At 52.1% G+C, this 15,524-nt stretch carries 12 protein-coding genes and 1 tRNA gene; 5 read left to right on the forward strand and 8 right to left on the reverse strand.

Annotated elements, in window-relative coordinates:
* Positions 1-999 (reverse strand): nucleoside recognition domain-containing protein, encoded by a 999-nt coding sequence (locus JFL75_RS06900; protein ID WP_223292789.1) that lies wholly within the window; start codon positions 997-999, stop codon positions 1-3.
* Between the two features lie 87 nt (positions 1,000-1,086).
* On the opposite strand from JFL75_RS06900, the gene JFL75_RS06905 reads away from it, so the two are divergent.
* Positions 1,087-3,366, forward strand: coding sequence for a DUF4954 family protein (locus JFL75_RS06905; RefSeq protein ID WP_215625948.1), 2,280 nt, complete (start codon positions 1,087-1,089; stop codon positions 3,364-3,366).
* 75 nt (positions 3,367-3,441) lie between these two features.
* Complete coding sequence (locus JFL75_RS06910; protein ID WP_215625949.1) at positions 3,442-4,131, forward strand: MgtC/SapB family protein; 690 nt, start codon at positions 3,442-3,444, stop codon at positions 4,129-4,131.
* 9 nt (positions 4,132-4,140) lie between these two features.
* On the opposite strand, the gene JFL75_RS06915 is transcribed toward JFL75_RS06910, so the two are convergent.
* From JFL75_RS06915 to JFL75_RS06945, 7 genes are all read right to left on the reverse strand, one after another.
* A complete protein-coding gene (locus JFL75_RS06915) occupies positions 4,141-4,443 on the reverse strand; it encodes a YkgJ family cysteine cluster protein (RefSeq protein ID WP_215625950.1) in 303 nt (100 codons plus the stop codon).
* Positions 4,444-5,571 carry a diacylglycerol/lipid kinase family protein gene (locus JFL75_RS06920; RefSeq protein WP_215625951.1) on the reverse strand — a complete coding sequence of 376 codons (1,128 nt, stop codon included), beginning with the start codon at positions 5,569-5,571 and terminating at the stop codon, positions 4,444-4,446.
* Positions 5,572-6,099: 528 nt separating this feature from the next.
* On the reverse strand, positions 6,100-6,756 hold the full coding sequence (locus tag JFL75_RS06925) for an HAD family hydrolase (protein ID WP_215625952.1): 657 nt from the start codon (positions 6,754-6,756) through the stop codon (positions 6,100-6,102).
* Positions 6,753-8,171, reverse strand: a complete 1,419-nt coding sequence (locus JFL75_RS06930) for a xylulokinase (RefSeq protein WP_215625953.1) — start codon at positions 8,169-8,171, stop codon at positions 6,753-6,755. Before JFL75_RS06930 ends, JFL75_RS06925 begins: the two co-directional genes overlap by 4 nt.
* Positions 8,172-8,175: 4 nt before the next feature.
* Positions 8,176-9,408: a ribose-phosphate diphosphokinase gene (gene prs / locus JFL75_RS06935; RefSeq protein WP_215625954.1), complete on the reverse strand. Its 1,233-nt coding sequence runs from the start codon at positions 9,406-9,408 to the stop codon at positions 8,176-8,178.
* A gap of 147 nt (positions 9,409-9,555) precedes the next feature.
* Complete coding sequence (locus JFL75_RS06940; protein ID WP_215625955.1) at positions 9,556-11,436, reverse strand: alpha/beta hydrolase; 1,881 nt, start codon at positions 11,434-11,436, stop codon at positions 9,556-9,558.
* A 177-nt stretch (positions 11,437-11,613) separates the two neighbouring features.
* Positions 11,614-12,825, reverse strand: a complete 1,212-nt coding sequence (locus JFL75_RS06945; RefSeq protein ID WP_223292790.1) for an OmpA family protein — start codon at positions 12,823-12,825, stop codon at positions 11,614-11,616.
* Positions 12,826-12,908: 83 nt separating this feature from the next.
* On the opposite strand from JFL75_RS06945, the gene JFL75_RS06950 reads away from it, so the two are divergent.
* The 3 genes from JFL75_RS06950 to JFL75_RS06960 all read left to right on the forward strand — a co-directional run bounded on the left by JFL75_RS06950 (position 12,909) and on the right by JFL75_RS06960 (position 15,412).
* Positions 12,909-12,982: transfer RNA gene (locus JFL75_RS06950), tRNA-Ile, on the forward strand.
* A 314-nt stretch (positions 12,983-13,296) separates the two neighbouring features.
* Complete coding sequence (locus JFL75_RS06955) at positions 13,297-14,277, forward strand: tyrosine-type recombinase/integrase (protein ID WP_215625956.1); 981 nt, start codon at positions 13,297-13,299, stop codon at positions 14,275-14,277.
* A 31-nt stretch (positions 14,278-14,308) separates the two neighbouring features.
* Positions 14,309-15,412, forward strand: coding sequence for a hypothetical protein (locus tag JFL75_RS06960; RefSeq protein WP_215625957.1), 1,104 nt, complete (start codon positions 14,309-14,311; stop codon positions 15,410-15,412).
* Positions 15,413-15,524: the final 112 nt, after the last annotated feature.

Raw genomic sequence — 15,524 nt, forward strand, 5'->3', positions numbered from 1 at the left:
CTATATAGTTTCCGCGCGGAAGGACCGCCTGAACAGGGCTCTTCTTCCGCGCTCAAGCCAGACAAGAAGCACCGCAAGAAGGAGCCTCGGCACAAGGAGCCACACAAAGGGAACCCCTATGGCCATAAAAAGCAGGGAATCCTCCAGCAGAGAATGGCTGATCCCAACGTGGTGGTTGAAGAGATCCCCCTCGGAATCCGAAAGGGCTCCGGCCCTGATCTGTTCTATCAGAATTGCCGATCCGTACGCCAGTCCCACGAGGTTGGCCACAATCCAGAGATACCCCGACTTCCGGGGAAGCCCGAATACCGCCATCAGCGGAGCCATGGCGTTTCCAAGGGCTTTCATAATCCCGAATTCATCGAGAATTTTCTGCAGAACCATTATTCCGAAAACAATGCACACCATCTTCAGAATAAGCAGCCCGGAATCAACAATCCAGATTTTTAGAATAATAAGCAGCTCCGCTCCCGTTAGCCCGATCGCGTCGGGCGGACCTGATTGGGTGCCGCCGCTGGGCATACCCAGCGCGGCGGGGAGTACCAGATTGAGCAGGAAGCCCGCAATCAGGGCGAAACAAATCCGCAGGGCTGCCATTTTAAAGGGATTTGAGCCGGTTTTGCCCATTACGGCGCATTCAACGATAAGATTATGGGCAATAAGGCACATGGAAGCCAGTATCGCTATCTCCCGTCCGGACAGGCTCAGGTTCTGGATTACCGCAATGGCGGAATATATATTGAGGAAAACGGAGCTCAAAAAAACCAGGGAAGCTTCTCCGGGAAGTCCGATGATACGCATCACCGGGTCCAGAAACCGGGCGGTATAATACAGAATTCCCGAATGATCCAGGAGAAGTACCAGCAGCGATACCGGAAGCATGATGGTTAGAAGAAAGCGTATCGATGACAGTGCCGGGGAAACCGCTTTTGAGGCAGCGGAAACGAGGCGGGAAAAAAAACGGTTCCGTTCCATAACCGCAATTAGAGATAGAATCATGCTTCTTGTCAACAGCCGGAGGCAAAATCGCTATGATCAATTTCAATTTTTTTATATAATGGAGAAAATCGTAATCCGAGGTGAATTATGAACAGCGTGAAAGTTATTCCATCGGAACGGTACGGATATGATTTCATTCCCCCGGAATATTTACCGGCGGACAAGGATGAATACTGGCTCCGGAATCAACAGAACCCAAGTATCCGCCGAACCTGGCGGCGGCTGAAATCCCATGAGATAGAGGTCCTGGTAAAAAACGAGAATTACTGCTCAGACTGGGACAATTTCCTGGTGAGCGATCCCTTTGAACCGGGGCTGATACGGAATTCCAGTTTCCACGGGCTCATACGTATCGGAATACTGCGGGACGTGCTGCTTCAGCACCACGATTTCCGTATTCCCGCGGGAATACGGAACAGCACCGTCATTTCCTGCGATATCGGCGATGATCCGGCGATTCAGGACTGCACGTATATTTCCCATTATATCATCGGAGACCGGGTCATCCTGTCCCGCATTGACGAAATGCAGACCACCAACCACGCGAAATTCGGGAACGGGGTTCTTAAGGACGGTGAAAAAGAGGACATCCGTATCTGGATAGACGTGATGAACGAAGCCGGCGGCAGATCCGTACTGCCTTTCGTTGATATGATTCCCGCCGACGCGTATCTCTGGGCCGCCTACCGGGACGACACCGCGCTTACGGCAAAACTCATGGAAATAACCCAGAACCAGTACGGCGGACACCGGGGCAGCTATGGGACCGTGGGCTCCGGGTCGGTGATAAAAAGCTGCGGCATCATCAAGGATACCGCCGTAGGTTCCGGCGCGTACATAAAAGGGGCGAACAAGCTTAAGAACATCACCATCCTTTCCTCCGAAGATGAACCGAGCCAGGTCGGCGAGGGGGTCGAAATGGTGAACGGGATCGTCGGATACGGCAGCCACGTTTTCTACGGCTCCAAGGCGGTCCGTTTCGTTATGGGCAGGAACTGCAATTTAAAATACGGAGCCCGGCTCATCCACTCGGTAATGGGGGACAACTCAACCGTTTCCTGCTGCGAAATCCTGAACAACCTGATTTTTCCCGTTCATGAACAGCACCACAACAATTCCTTTCTTATCGCGAGCCTGATCCAGGGCATGTCCAACATGGCCGCCGGAGCCACCATCGGGTCCAACCACAACAGCCGGGCAAACGACGGGGAAATCCGGGCGGGCCGGGGTTTCTGGCCCGGGCTTTCGGTCACCCTGAAACACTCCAGCCGTTTCGCCTCCTTTGTGCTCATTTCAAAAGGAGACTATCCCTATGAGCTCAACATCACCCTTCCCTTTTCTCTGGTTAACAACAACACGAAAAAGGACCGCCTGGAGGTGATGCCCGCGTATTTCTGGCTCTACAATATGTACGCCCTGGAACGGAATTCCTGGAAAACCGCGGCCCGGGATAAACGGCTGAAAAAAATCCAGCTGATCGAGACCGACTATCTGGCCCCGGACACGGCGGAGGAAATAATAGAAGCCCTCGGGTTCCTGGAAAACTGGATGGTTAAGGCAGGGTTAAGCGGGGAGGAAGAATTAAACAGGACCGAAGGAAACGGATACGGCCCGCCGGATTCCGGCGGGGATCCTGAGGATCCCGAATACGCGTATATTCCCGCGGCGGATGAGGAAATCCCCTGCACCGGACTGGAACGGCACAGCCGGGGAACGGTTATCCTGAAACCCCGGAAAGCCCGGGCAGCCTACCGGGATATGCTCCGGTATTATTCGGTAAAAACACTCATCGGTTATATGGAATCCCGCCCGGATATGGATTTCGGGGATCTCAAACGGGAAATGGAAGACCGGGAGCCCGGCTGGGCCGCGGCGGCGGCATCCCATGGAAGGGTCCGGGACTGGACCAACCTTGGAGGCCAGATCGTACCGTCATTCAGGATTGACAATCTGAGGGAACAAATCCGCTGCGGAGAGATGCGGAGCTGGGACGACATCCACGCCGAATACGGCCGGATGGCTTCATTGTATCCCCTGGACAAAGCCCGGCACGCGTGGTCGGTGCTGGCCCTTCTCAGGAACGAAGACGGCACCGGGGAAAAATCCGGCGGCAGCGGCGGTATGGATTCCTCCGGGTTCAGGGATGAACTTTTTTACGCAGGAAAAACAAAAAAATGGCTCACCGGTCAGGTGTACCTGAGCAGGGCAAAGGATTTTAATGATCCCTTCAGGGCCATAACATACCGGAACAGAGCGGAAATGGAACAGGTCACCGGGGCACCGGATGGTAATTTCTTCGTCAATCTTATGCGGGAAGAACTGGCGAAATTCGAGGCTTCGGTTACGCGGCTGGCGGCCCGGCTGTAAAAAAACCTCCGGAAGGCAGTCCCGCGGGATTTACACCCTGTGGAGTTTTTTTATATTAGCCGATATAGTATATATATGGACACACCAGTTATTACAGAAATGGATATGGTTATCCGCCTGTGCCTCGGATTTGTGGCAGGGGCCATTATCGGTTTTGAACGCTCCAGCCGGCGGCAGGTCGCGGGGCTGAGGACCCATATTCTCATTGCCACCGGGGCAACCCTTCTGATGATCCTTTCGATCTGGCTTCCCCAGGAATTCAATTCCCTGAAAAACGGGGATCCCGGACGGATTGCCGCACAGGTCGTATCGGGCATCGGGTTTCTCGGCGCCGGTGCCATTATCCGTTTGGGCAATAACGTAAAGGGCCTCACCACCGCCGCGTCCCTGTGGCTTATTGCCGCCGTGGGCCTTGCCATCGGCGCCGGCATGTTCCTGGCAGCCGCGGTGACCGAGATTATAACCCTGGTAACCCTTATTCTTCTGGATGTATTCGAAAAGAAACTCTTCCCTTCGGAACGGAACAAGATTCTCGAGCTTACCTACAAGAGCAGCATCCCCGATACCAAGGAAGCCATGAAAATACTGAAATCCTTCGGAGTCAGGATCCAGTCGGTGGACGTAAACCAGTCCATCGGCAAAGACAAAGGCGCCCGTCTGCGGCTTCTGGTGGGAATGCCCGACTCAACGGATATTTCGAAACTCGCCAAGGCCATGAAAACCACCGGCAATGTGGAACGCTTCGAAATGAAGGAAAAATACTAAAAACCAGTTTTATGAGGAAACAGCCGGCACCGGTTCACTCCGGTCCGGCGCGGTGAGCGCCTCCAGCTGTTCCAGATACGCCAGGGCTTCTTCCCGGGAAGAGCCGCACATTTCCCGCAGCGGTTTGAGGGATCCGCAGACCGGCGGCCGTCCGGGGGTTCCGTAGATGGAACAGCGGAGATCATCGGCCAGGTGAATGCAGCGGACCCCCGCGGGTTTTCCGCCGGGCAGACCGGGCATGGGGCTGGAAATAGACAGGGCGATGCAGCAGGCGCCGCATCCGGGGCGGCACGCCAGAATTTCACCTTCCATTTATAGCTTCTTCAGTATCGGAATAACCGGCTCGGTGAGTTCTATGGCAGCGGGAAAATCGCCGTCCTCCAGACGTACGGTCTCGCCGTCCATCTGGGCCAGGATCGGATACGCGTAGCGGAATTCAACCTTGCTGGCGCTGAATAATCTGGCTTCGGGCTTATCGATATGGGTGCCGGTGGTAAACTGCCCTTTTAAGGCAACCTTTCGCAGCAGGGACATCTGCCGGACCTCGCAGACATTGCGGTCGTCCGGGAGTATCCATTTGTGGGAACCATAGGTCCTGTGCCCGCTGGCGCCCATTGCCAGGAGCAGCACCGGTTCGGTAAAACGGGTCACCTCCCTGCCCGCCTCGTCAAAGGCAGCCACGTCCATGGTCTTTACCTTGTAGATCCGGTCGTACAGCAGGGACGCGATATCCACCCACAGTTTATAGGAATCCCCGGGAAGATTGCCTTTCATCTTATTGGTCATGTGGGTGACAAAGGCGTCGAGCCCCACGGAAAGGATATTGAAGGCCAGGAAAGGGCCCTTGTCCTTATTCGCCGTGGTGAGCCGCAGCGCCCGGGCATACTCAACCCGCGCAGGATGTATCAGCAGGTCCAGGGCTTCACTCAGTTCCCAGCCGTCGGAGCCGTCGTTGCCGGTCCCCATGGGAAGCCGCAGAATAGCGCAGTTTGAACGGACCGCCGCGGGGGCCGCGTACAGCGAGAGCTGCGCCTCCAGGCTGGTCCCGTCCCCGCCGGCGGTGATGATAAGGTGAAATGGCGCCGGCCCGCTCTCAGCGGCCATGGCGCCGGCTTCATCCATAAGAGCCTCCACGATGGCCCCGGCATGCCCCGGACCGTTGGTGGGAACCAGCCCCAAAGAACCAAGCACCCCGGATCCGCCGTCAAATTCCTGGGCAGTCCGGGACGGACCGGACCAGGCGGAGCGGACCGGACTGTTCCGTGCCTTTTCTGCGTAAGAACTCAGCACGGAAAAATGCCTGTTCCACCGGGATTTGATGGTAAAGCCCCCGGCTTTCGGGTTGGCGATTACGGTCCAGGTCAGAGGACGGCCCTGGGCAAGGGGTGTCCGGGAACAGATATCCGACAATCCGGCGGCAAAGGCTTCAATGGCGTCCATGGATCAAGCGTGGCATGAAAAATCCGGCCCGTCAAGGACCGGTCAGGGTGTCTGCAGTATATATATATACTGTGCCGGACAAAGCAGCATGGAGTAACAGATCCGGGGGTCCTGCCTTAGGGTATGGGGTATGGCGGCGCATCGGCCTGCGGCCTCGAAAGCCGCTCATACCCCATACCCTAAGGCACCCCGCGTTACCTATTTCGGACCATGCTGCTTTGCCGCTGCGGTATACTGCAGATACCCTGCCGTGGCGGGGGGGCTGGGTGGTGAAAGACATTTCCAGATATCCCAGGAACCAGAAGTGGGGTTGCTGCAGCCAGGGGTCATGGCCTTCGGACGTGCGCCGCCCTCCCCGCAAAGGGCAGCACCGAGCCGGTTAAGCCTGAAAGCACCTGTCCGCAACGGTAACGCCGGGTGTCGGATGAAAAGAAATACCGCTTTGCGGTGTTTTTTCATCCGACGGGCCCCGCGGCCCCGGTAACCCACGGGTGCTTTCAGGATTGTCAGACTCTGCGCTCCCCCGCATCATACTTTGTTGTTTTGCAGGACCGGGCCGAGTTTGTAGACATCGGACACACTGTCTACCAGAATACCGCCCATGCCCAGTTCCAGGGGAAGGGCGATATCGATATCGTACCGGTCGCCGATGGATACACAGGCGCCGGGTTCCGCGCGCAGGTCCGCCGCGGCTTTCAGGAACGGCGCCTTATGGGGCTTTGAAACGCCGCAGGTATCAAGGCCGATGACGGCTGAAAAAAACGGCATGACCCCAAGGATGGCGAGGGTTTTCCTGGCCACCAGGGAGGGATTGTTCGTGACCACCCCCAGGGAATAGGTCCGGGAAAGCTCTTCCATGGTTTTCTGCAGTTCCCGGTCTTCGGAAAGAAAATCCGCCGGTTCCAGCAGTTCCTCCCGCCACCGGACGCTTTCCTCTATGGGGATACCGAAGGCGACAAAGGCGTTTCCCATGCTCAGGGTTTTGCCGCCGTTGTTCCCGGACCATTCATCGCGGTATTCCTTAAGCTGCTTCATCATTTCTTCAAATGAAACACCCCGGAGTTCCGCCAGCCGCTGTACGGGGTATTCCTGCTGAACCCGGTTGTACTCCGCGTGGGTATAAAGGGTCATATCCATATCGAAAATAAGCGCCTTGATCTGTTCGGGAAGCTGATAACATTTCATGGGAAGAGTGCCTCCAGTTTCGAGCTGATATCCCGGTACCGGCCGTATTCCTGCCGGTACTGTCCGTGAATGGCTCCATTCGGCATATAGGTTTCTTTTATGTGCACGATCATTTGGCATGCCTCATCCAGGTCCGCCGCGTCTCCCAGGGCCGTGAGCGCGAGGCAGGCGTCTCCGGCAAGTTCGCCGTCGGCAATTTCCATGGCATGAAGCACTGTCCCTGATATATCCGCCTTGAGCTGGTTCCAGAGGGAGTTCTTCGCCTGCCCTCCGGAAATCCGCATCTCCGTCACCGGAAAACCGTTTTGTTCAAGAATATCGAGGGCGGAAAGGACCTTAAACCCGATGGATTCCACCACAGCCCGGCCAAGTTCCGGCCGGGAGCTGAGACCCGCGGTGGAAACGAGGGCGCTGGGAACGGTAAGGCTGCCGCCGGAAAGATCCGGAAAAAAGAGACAGCTCCCGGAACCTACCGGACAGCCGTCTTTTCCCTGGGCGCACCGGATAATTTCCTCCAGAATAACTTCATAGGAACGGTCCTTCTGGCCGGTGATTTCCCGGAACCATTCAAAAAGCCGCCCCGAACTGGGGATCATGGCCCCTACACTCCATAAGCCGTCCTTTACATGGGGAAAACTCCCGAGGCCGCTCCCGGAATCCGCTGGAACGGTGCTGCATACGTTGATGCCTTCGGAGCTTCCGGCCCGGTCGCAGACGATCCCCGGTTCCAGAGCCCCGACGCCGATGAGGGCCACAATAAAATCGGGCCCACCGGCGACTATGGGGATACCCCGGGGAATCCCGAAATTCTCCGCCGCCCCCGGGGAAACCCTTCCGGTTACCCGGCCCAGGCCGATATAGGGAGGGAATTTCTCCGGATCGAGCCCGAAGAGCCGGCACTGTTCATCATCCCAGTAGTAGGGAGTATAGGCAGGCGACGGAAGGGTGGTAACCGCGTCCGCCCCCAGGCGCCACGCGAGCCAATCCTGGGAAGCGAAGAGGTACTGCGTCCTGTTGTAAGCGGCGGCTTCATTCTCACGGAACCAGGCGGCGCGGGGCAGGTACATGGATTTCCGGGCGGGATCCCCCGGGGGCACGGAAATAACCTTGTGTTTATCGTGCCAGTGGAGGGGCGGAAGCGCCCCGCCGTCCCGGGTTACGGGCACAAAGGTGGGTCCGTTCCCGGAAATACACACGGCGTGAGGCACAAGTTCGGAATGGCGGGAAAAAAGAAGCCCCAGGGCCCGGCGGAGGGCTTCTTCCCAATCCGCTGCCAGAACGGTTCCGGCAGCGACCTGGTCGCCGGGATACGCCTCCCGGGCAAAGGCCCGTTCCCGGCCGCTGCTGTCAATGAGGGCCGCTTTGAGGGATGAGGTGCCGATATCCGCGCACAGGATTATACGTTCGGAAGTCATTACATTAATTATCGGAAAAAAGCTTGTTTATAACTGCCCGGTTGTCCAGCAGGGAGCTGAGGGAGCGGCCCTGGTGCAGCCGGGAGATGGTCTTGGCAAACAGTTTCGAAATATTGGCGCTGATATACCATTCCCGCTGGAGCAGCGCCTCATGGTATACCGCGTTGGTCCCGATAATCCGGTGGAAATACCCATTCTTATACGCTTCATCAAAATGTTCTATGGCATCCCCGGAAAAGAGCGGCAGACTGACCGCGCAGATAACCCGTTTTGCCCCCTGTTCCTTGAGGAATTTCATAGCCTTAAGCAGGGTTCCGCCGGTGCCGAGTATATCGTCAGCCATGAAAACGGTTTTACCTGATACATTACCCAGGAGCTTGATCTCGGCAATGTTGTTATCCAGGGCGTTTTGGGAAACCTTGGAGTAATCCCGTTCCTTGTACAGAAGGGCCAGGGGTTTTTTAAGGGCCGTGGCGTAGAATTTATTCCGGTCCACCGCGCCGGTATCAGGCGAAAGAACCACAAAATCATCGCTGTCGATGGATTCCAGCTCCGCCAGTTTGCGGATAATCTGGTAACTGGCGTGGAGATTTTCCATGCGCATGAAGTTGAAGGCATTGCCGATTTCCCGGGAGTGAATATCAAGGGTTATGATCCGGCTGACCCCCAGGGATTCCAGAATCCGGCCGACCCGGCCGGCGGTGAGCCCTTCCCTTCCCTTTTTCTTATGCTGCCGGGCGTAGGGATAGGTGGGAATAACCAGGGTAACCCGTTCCGCTCCGGCCTGTTTGGCGGCATCCACGGTCACGAATATGGTCATGAGATGGTCGTTTATGGACATGACCTTGGTGGTTTTCCCTTCATTAAAGCTCAGGGGATAATGGTTTTCCACATCCTGAACAATGTAAAGGTCCTTGCCGCGGATGGATTCAAGGATTTCCGCCTTGATTTCGCCGTTGGGAAACAGGCTGAACCGGGCGGGAACTTTAATGCGCGGAGATCGGTATTTCTGGATCTGCCCGGGAATACAGGCGTTGCTGGAAGCCACATCATTGATAAAATTTACCTTTCTGATGGCCGCTTCTTCTTCCAGACCGTAATGTTTCGCCAGTTCCGATACCATATAGGAAAAATGCTTATGGTATACTTTCCGGAGATGACTGATCACCTCCCCGGCAAAACATTCGCCCCCGGGACATGCAAGAACCCCAAGATTTGCAGGATTGGAATAGTTCATGAATACTAACTTAGTACCATAATAAGCCCCGGAGGTCAAGCCGGGGCTTATTATGCACAAAATCAGTTTTCCAGAACCACTACCAAATATTTAACAGAACTGGGCTTATTACAAAATAAACCCTACCTTCCGGTTTTTAACCGTTTTTTATAAACCGTTTGCGGTAAAATGGCGGCTATGGCACGACATAGAATTCAACATACTGCTCATATAGAATGCGCTGTTGTGTCCTCCGTCCCTTAATTCCCATGTGACCGGTATGCCAAGGGATACCAGATATTCTGCCACAAGCTGAGTATTTGCAGGGCTTACCATAGTATCCTGGAGCCCACAGTCCAGATAGAAATCCATAGTTTTCAAGGTAGCTGCCGGGACTGTATCAATAAGAGTATTAGTTGATGCGCCCACGGCCCCCATGTGGCTTGCTATGGATGAATACAAATCCGTATGCTTGAGGCCTATCTTAAACGCACCGCCGCCGCCCATGGAAATGCCTGTCAACGCCCGGAATTTCTTATCCTGCAAGACCCGGTAATTTGACTCTATCTGACCGCGTATATCTATGGTAATGTGGTCTTCCCAGGGCCCGGCACTGTCTGAAGGACCGCCGGCCGGAGTAGTTGTATTTTCATAACCGGAGCTCTTTCCGGAATCGGGCATAACAACAATCATTTCTTTTATTTTTCCTTCCTTTATCCAAGCCTCCATTTTATCCTGGATTTTATCCACGTTTATAAATGATTGTCCGGTACTGTTAATGCCATGAAGCAGATATACAACTGGATACCTGGCTGTTCTGTCAGTGTAATACGATGGAGGCAGATATACTGAATATACCAGTTCCTTGCCATTCATTTCAGTCAACGCAGAAGTATAGGTTACTGAATAGCATCTGTTATAGTTTCCTTTTTCTTTTAATTTATAATTATCAAAAATAAAATATATATAATAATTTTCATCATCAAGAATAACCTCCGACACAGCCCCCTTCCTGCCGGTAATTACCCTATGGGCTGTATAGCATCGATCTTTATTATTTAGCTTATAAAACCCGTTGTTGGTATCCTCCACAATGATCGTATCATACAGGGAGAACCACTCTGACACCTGGGCAACCTGCTTAGCTTTGTCCAATTCATTATTCTGGTATAGGTCCGATAACGTTGCGGCATAGGCCTTTATGTTCTTTTGCTCAAGTGCTGTTATCTGGGTTGCGACTAATTCACCCAAAACACCGCTTTTCGAGATTGAATCCGTCGGAAGTCCTTTCAGATACCGAGTCGCCGATGCAGTGGCGGATAATGCCATGGTACGATCATAAAACCCGCCGTAGGAATTATTATTATAAACCCGGATACAGATTTCATTTTTTCCGGTTTGGAGTAATGAAGAATCTACCGTATATTCACGGCTAACCTCCCAGTAGGATTTTTCAAACCTAAAGTCACCGGATTGGTCAAATCCTCCTAAAGAAGGGACTAAAGAAGCCGGAGCCTGTGTATTATCTGCCTTTTTAAATCCACTGGCAGCTACCGGAGTTCCGTTGATATACACTACATCCATATCATCAATAATACTCAGGAGCAGCGTAACCGTTGGTTCCGCCAGAAATCCCTCAGAAATAGTTATTTCCTTACACCACCATGATTCAGACCATTTCGGGAAGACATCTGAAGCAAGCAGCGTGTTCCGAGCATCGGTAGTGCTCCCATCATTGGTCATTTGCAACAATCCGCCGGTAGAATAATCATTCGATGGTCCTTGGACGATATCCCATGTTTTAAAAACAGCCGCAGCGGGGATAACCGCGCTGCTGTCATCAGTCCAGGTAACGGTACAAGCGTTATAAGCAAAATATTGAAACATATTTGAATATTTGCGGTAAACCTTAAAATACCAGTCTCCGCTCAGGTCAATATACTGATTTTTAAATTCCTCTTCCGCTGATTTGATATCAGCACCGGAGAACATGTCACATGCCATAACTACAAGACAGAACCCGACTAAAAACCATAATGCCTTTCTCATGTGAAACTCCTTTCTAAAGAATTTATTAGTTACTTACTGAAAGAAATTATCATGACTTTTAGGAATTCGCAACAAAAAAAGAAATAATTTATTTTATGGGAATAATAGACAAAATGTTGTTTATACGAATGCTACTTTCATATAAATGAGAAAAATAACTGATTTAAGCAGAAATACTCAGTTTTCCAGGATGGTGATTTCCACCCGGCGGTTCTGTCTGCGCCCGGTTTCACTGCGGTTGTCCCCCAGAGGCTTATCCGCGCCGTAGCCGCGGACCACCACCCGGTCGGGAGCGCGGACCTGTTTTCCGATAAGGTAGTCCGCCACCACACCGGCCCGTTCCAGGGAAAGCTGCCGGCGGCCGGCTTCGGTCCCGGCCATGGCCGTATGGCCGCCCACCAGAATATCCCGGTCTTTGTACCGGAGAAGGATTTCCGCAATTTTGTCGAGTTTGGCCTTTTCCCGTTCCAGAAGCACCGCGGAATCCGGCTCGAACTGGATATCCTCAAGGCTGATGGCGACCCCTTCGTCGACGATGCGGACCGTGGTATCCTCGATTCCGAGGCGGGCAATATCCTCGGTAATTTCGGTGACCATCCGGCTCTTGTCCATGGCAGGGGCTTCGATTATTTCGGCGTCCGCCCTGCCCCGGTACTCAACGGTCTGGCCGTTGGAGAATTCAAAAATCATTCTGAATGATTCCTCATAGGCAGCGGCCTGGCCAAGGTCAAAATCCCAGAAAACCAGCTGGTCCGACGCGCCCATGATGCGGACCGGCCAGATACGGCCGGAGACGGCCTTGGGTTCGGAAAAAATACGGTATGAAACGGAAAACGCCGGATATTTTGAGCCTTTCCACTCCCTGTTCCCCAGGTAGGTATAATTCGCGGTAAAAGGAATGCGGTACGGTTCCTGAATTCCGAAAACATCCCTGAAATCGTGCATTTCATGGCCCTCGGCGGACCAGGTATCCCCGGGCACCACGTTTCTGCCGGGAAAAACCGGGACATTACGGACCACCGGCATATAGTATTTGGGATCTATGGTGATATACCCCTGCCGGTCCCGGCCGAATACCGACTCGTATTCCCGGGCCCACTGGAAGCTTTGGCCCCCGTATACACCCTCGGACCGTTCAGCGGTCTGGAACCGCGCGGAATGGAGGCCAAGGCCGTCACGGATGTCGGTAACTTCCACCGCGATACGGTTGAGAATCTCCGCCCGGTGGCTCAGACGCCGGTCAACGTACACATCCTCATTGACCGTGGAAAGAATCCGGTACCGGTCGCCTTTGGTATGTTTGTATTCAAACTGTTCCGCCAAAAGCGGCATTCCGAGGATAGTTAATATAATGAAGAAAATCTGTGTTTTATACCGGAATTTATGCATACAAGCCCCCGTATACGTATCGGCAGCCCCGGGGCCTTTATTGACTTTTTCGCCCATTCACGGTAAAAAGAAATAAACGTATAGGGCCTATAGCTCAGTTGGTTAGAGCTGCGGACTCATAATCCGTCGGTCCCTGGTTCAAGTCCAGGTGGGCCCAGAAATACAAATCCTTACTCTGTAAGGATTTATAAGCACGAAGTTAAACGCTTCCACCAGTGAAGGTGTGTTTATTTTCTGACTGTACAAAGGATGTACAAAAGGGGATAAATGCGCCTTTTTTATTTATACAAGCGGACGAATGACGGCTATTGGTATGTCACCTTCACCATTCCTGAAACCGGGAAGCTGGGGGCTAGAAGGAGTACCAGAACCACCAACAGAGGAGACGCGGAGACCATTGCCCAGCGGTGGCTCAAAGAAGGAGTCCCTTCTACCCCCCGGACAAATAAAAATCTATTCTGTGATTACCTCATGGATTTCTGGGATTTTGACACCTCCTCCTATTTCCGAGAAATGAAAACTATGGGCAAGGAGCCCAAACGCCGCCATTCCAGGGATATGCAGAACATCGTCCAACGGTACTATAAGGACTATTTCAAGAAGAAACTCCTCATCCAAATCGATGAGATGGCCATACAGGATTTTCTTGTCCATCTCAAGATAGATAGGGGGCTTTCCGCATCCACCGTCAACTTGGCAAGGAATGCCTGCTTTGTGGCCTTGAAATATGCTAAGAGACGAAAGCATATCCAAAAATTTGATTTTGACGCCGTCCTCCGGGCCAGTGGGAATATTAAAGAAAGGGGTATCCTTGAGCGGGAAGAGGCGGAAAAAATATTTACCCTCCCCTGGCGAGATCCCCGTTCCCGGCTGATAAACCTTATCGCCTCCCAAACTGGGATGCGGCTGGGAGAAGTCAGATCTCTTCGGATTTGCGATATACACGAGGATAAAATCAACGTGGAACACAGTTGGAGCAAAATTGACGGCGGCCTAAAATCAACCAAGAACCGGGAAAGGCGGCAGGTTCCTATTTTGCCGGAACTCTATAATGAATTGCTTGCGTATATAAAAAAACACCACAGAAGCAGCAGTATTAATTGTCTTATGTTCTCAGGGGAAAAGGCGGAAACACCTTATGATGAAAAACAAATAAAGAAAGACTTTTACGCCGTTCTCTACGCGGCGGGAATAAGTGAAGCCGAACGGAAGGAACGGAATATCGTATTCCATAGCTGGAGACATTACTGCGCCAAAAACTTAGCCCAGGTTACTAATCGTACTATTGGTATGGCGATCCTGGGACACAAGACAAGCATTATGTTTGACCACTACGCCAGCCATATTGATAAGGAAACCTTTAACAAAATGGCTCAGGCCATTAAAGAAGGCTTAAAGCCAGGAGGGGGGCAGGAACCCGAAATAATGTTTCCAAAACAAGCGAACGGATAAAATATTGATTAGAATATAAGGTAGGTATGTAATGTTTCAGAATTACATACCTACCTTCTTTATATTAGAGGCCGATATGTGGTTCCTGAAATCACCCCGGAACGCCCAGCCGGTGGACGCCCAAACCTTCTTCTATGAAACATGGCAACAAGACCCGTATAAGCTAATCCCCCTGATTGTACTTCATGAAAAACTTTCTTACTGCCTTCAACTGGATAATGCTTTTACCCTCATCTGCCATTACCATGCGTTGTCGTGGGTGAAAACTCTCACTATGGGAAATGAAGAATATGAACTTCTGGATTCGGTGGCTTTTCCTTCCCCTATGGAACAGGTTGTCCAGTATTACCACCATGAGGCCGATACCATCGACGGGCATTCCATGAAATATTTTAATCCCGACCTTTCGGTGAAGAGCTTCATTGATTCCACTATGCGGAGATTCGCAAAAACAGATGGAAAAGAAAGGGCCCTTTTGCAGAAAGAGATCGCCGGAGAAATATGGGAAACACAAAATGCGGTCTGCCATACTGTTTTCGCAGAGATTGACAAATATGACACCCAAGGATTCTTGAATATTTTCAAGGTCGTACATGGCGTTATAGTAAATAAAAACTATATGCTCCGTTGTTTAGAAGAAGCCCAACGGGAATACCCGGAATATGATCTTCTTCCGGAAGTTTACAAGCTTTGTTCCCAGATCGACAGAAAAGTGGATGAAGTCAAAGAATCCATCAGCAATGTGTTTTATGAATTATCCCAACTTTATAATACCATTCCGAATAAGATTAGGCAGCAGGATTTTCATTGGAGGAAGCTCTATATGTTTGCCAAGTATCCGGATATGTTTGACGTGGTGGAAGCGCTTCAACATCTTGAAGGTTCATCGGGCAGACCTTATATAACCGACAATGGCAATTCCTTTGGCTGGAATGATACTTATGGGGTTCTCGCAGGACTTATCAGGGAACGAATCAACCCCAGCCTTTCGGGAAAGCGGGATTGGGAGCCGTTTATGCTGGCTTTTAACAAAGACACCCTCTGGGATGATGCCCGTAAGGAATTGTCAGATAAGGCCATTGTGAAAATCAAGAAAATCAACAGAGCTATTGACGATTATCTGCAAATGGCTTAAATCCTATGAATCCTTCCTTTCCTATGATTAGTCCATATCAATAATAACTTATTAGCCATAAAATTCTTACATTTCCATCCAGCTTGGAATTTTCCACTGAATCAAGGAATCT

The organism is Breznakiella homolactica (assembly GCF_016616095.2).
GTDB classification, from domain to species: Bacteria; Spirochaetota; Spirochaetia; order Treponematales; family Breznakiellaceae; genus Breznakiella; species Breznakiella homolactica.

Bases quoted from the DNA above. Each gene is read 5' to 3' on its own strand.
- JFL75_RS06900 (WP_223292789.1), bottom strand. From the start codon at position 999: ATGATTCTATCTCTAATTGCGGTTATGGAACGGAACCGTTTTTTTTCC.
- JFL75_RS06905 (WP_215625948.1), top strand. From the start codon at position 1,087: ATGAACAGCGTGAAAGTTATTCCATCGGAACGGTACGGATATGATTTC.
- JFL75_RS06910 (WP_215625949.1), top strand. From the start codon at position 3,442: ATGGACACACCAGTTATTACAGAAATGGATATGGTTATCCGCCTGTGC.
- JFL75_RS06915 (WP_215625950.1), bottom strand. From the start codon at position 4,443: ATGGAAGGTGAAATTCTGGCGTGCCGCCCCGGATGCGGCGCCTGCTGC.
- JFL75_RS06920 (WP_215625951.1), bottom strand. From the start codon at position 5,571: ATGGACGCCATTGAAGCCTTTGCCGCCGGATTGTCGGATATCTGTTCC.
- JFL75_RS06925 (WP_215625952.1), bottom strand. From the start codon at position 6,756: ATGAAATGTTATCAGCTTCCCGAACAGATCAAGGCGCTTATTTTCGAT.
- JFL75_RS06930 (WP_215625953.1), bottom strand. From the start codon at position 8,171: ATGACTTCCGAACGTATAATCCTGTGCGCGGATATCGGCACCTCATCC.
- prs (WP_215625954.1), bottom strand. From the start codon at position 9,408: ATGAACTATTCCAATCCTGCAAATCTTGGGGTTCTTGCATGTCCCGGG.
- JFL75_RS06940 (WP_215625955.1), bottom strand. From the start codon at position 11,436: ATGAGAAAGGCATTATGGTTTTTAGTCGGGTTCTGTCTTGTAGTTATG.
- JFL75_RS06945 (WP_223292790.1), bottom strand. From the start codon at position 12,825: ATGCATAAATTCCGGTATAAAACACAGATTTTCTTCATTATATTAACT.
- JFL75_RS06955 (WP_215625956.1), top strand. From the start codon at position 13,297: ATGGATTTCTGGGATTTTGACACCTCCTCCTATTTCCGAGAAATGAAA.
- JFL75_RS06960 (WP_215625957.1), top strand. From the start codon at position 14,309: ATGTTTCAGAATTACATACCTACCTTCTTTATATTAGAGGCCGATATG.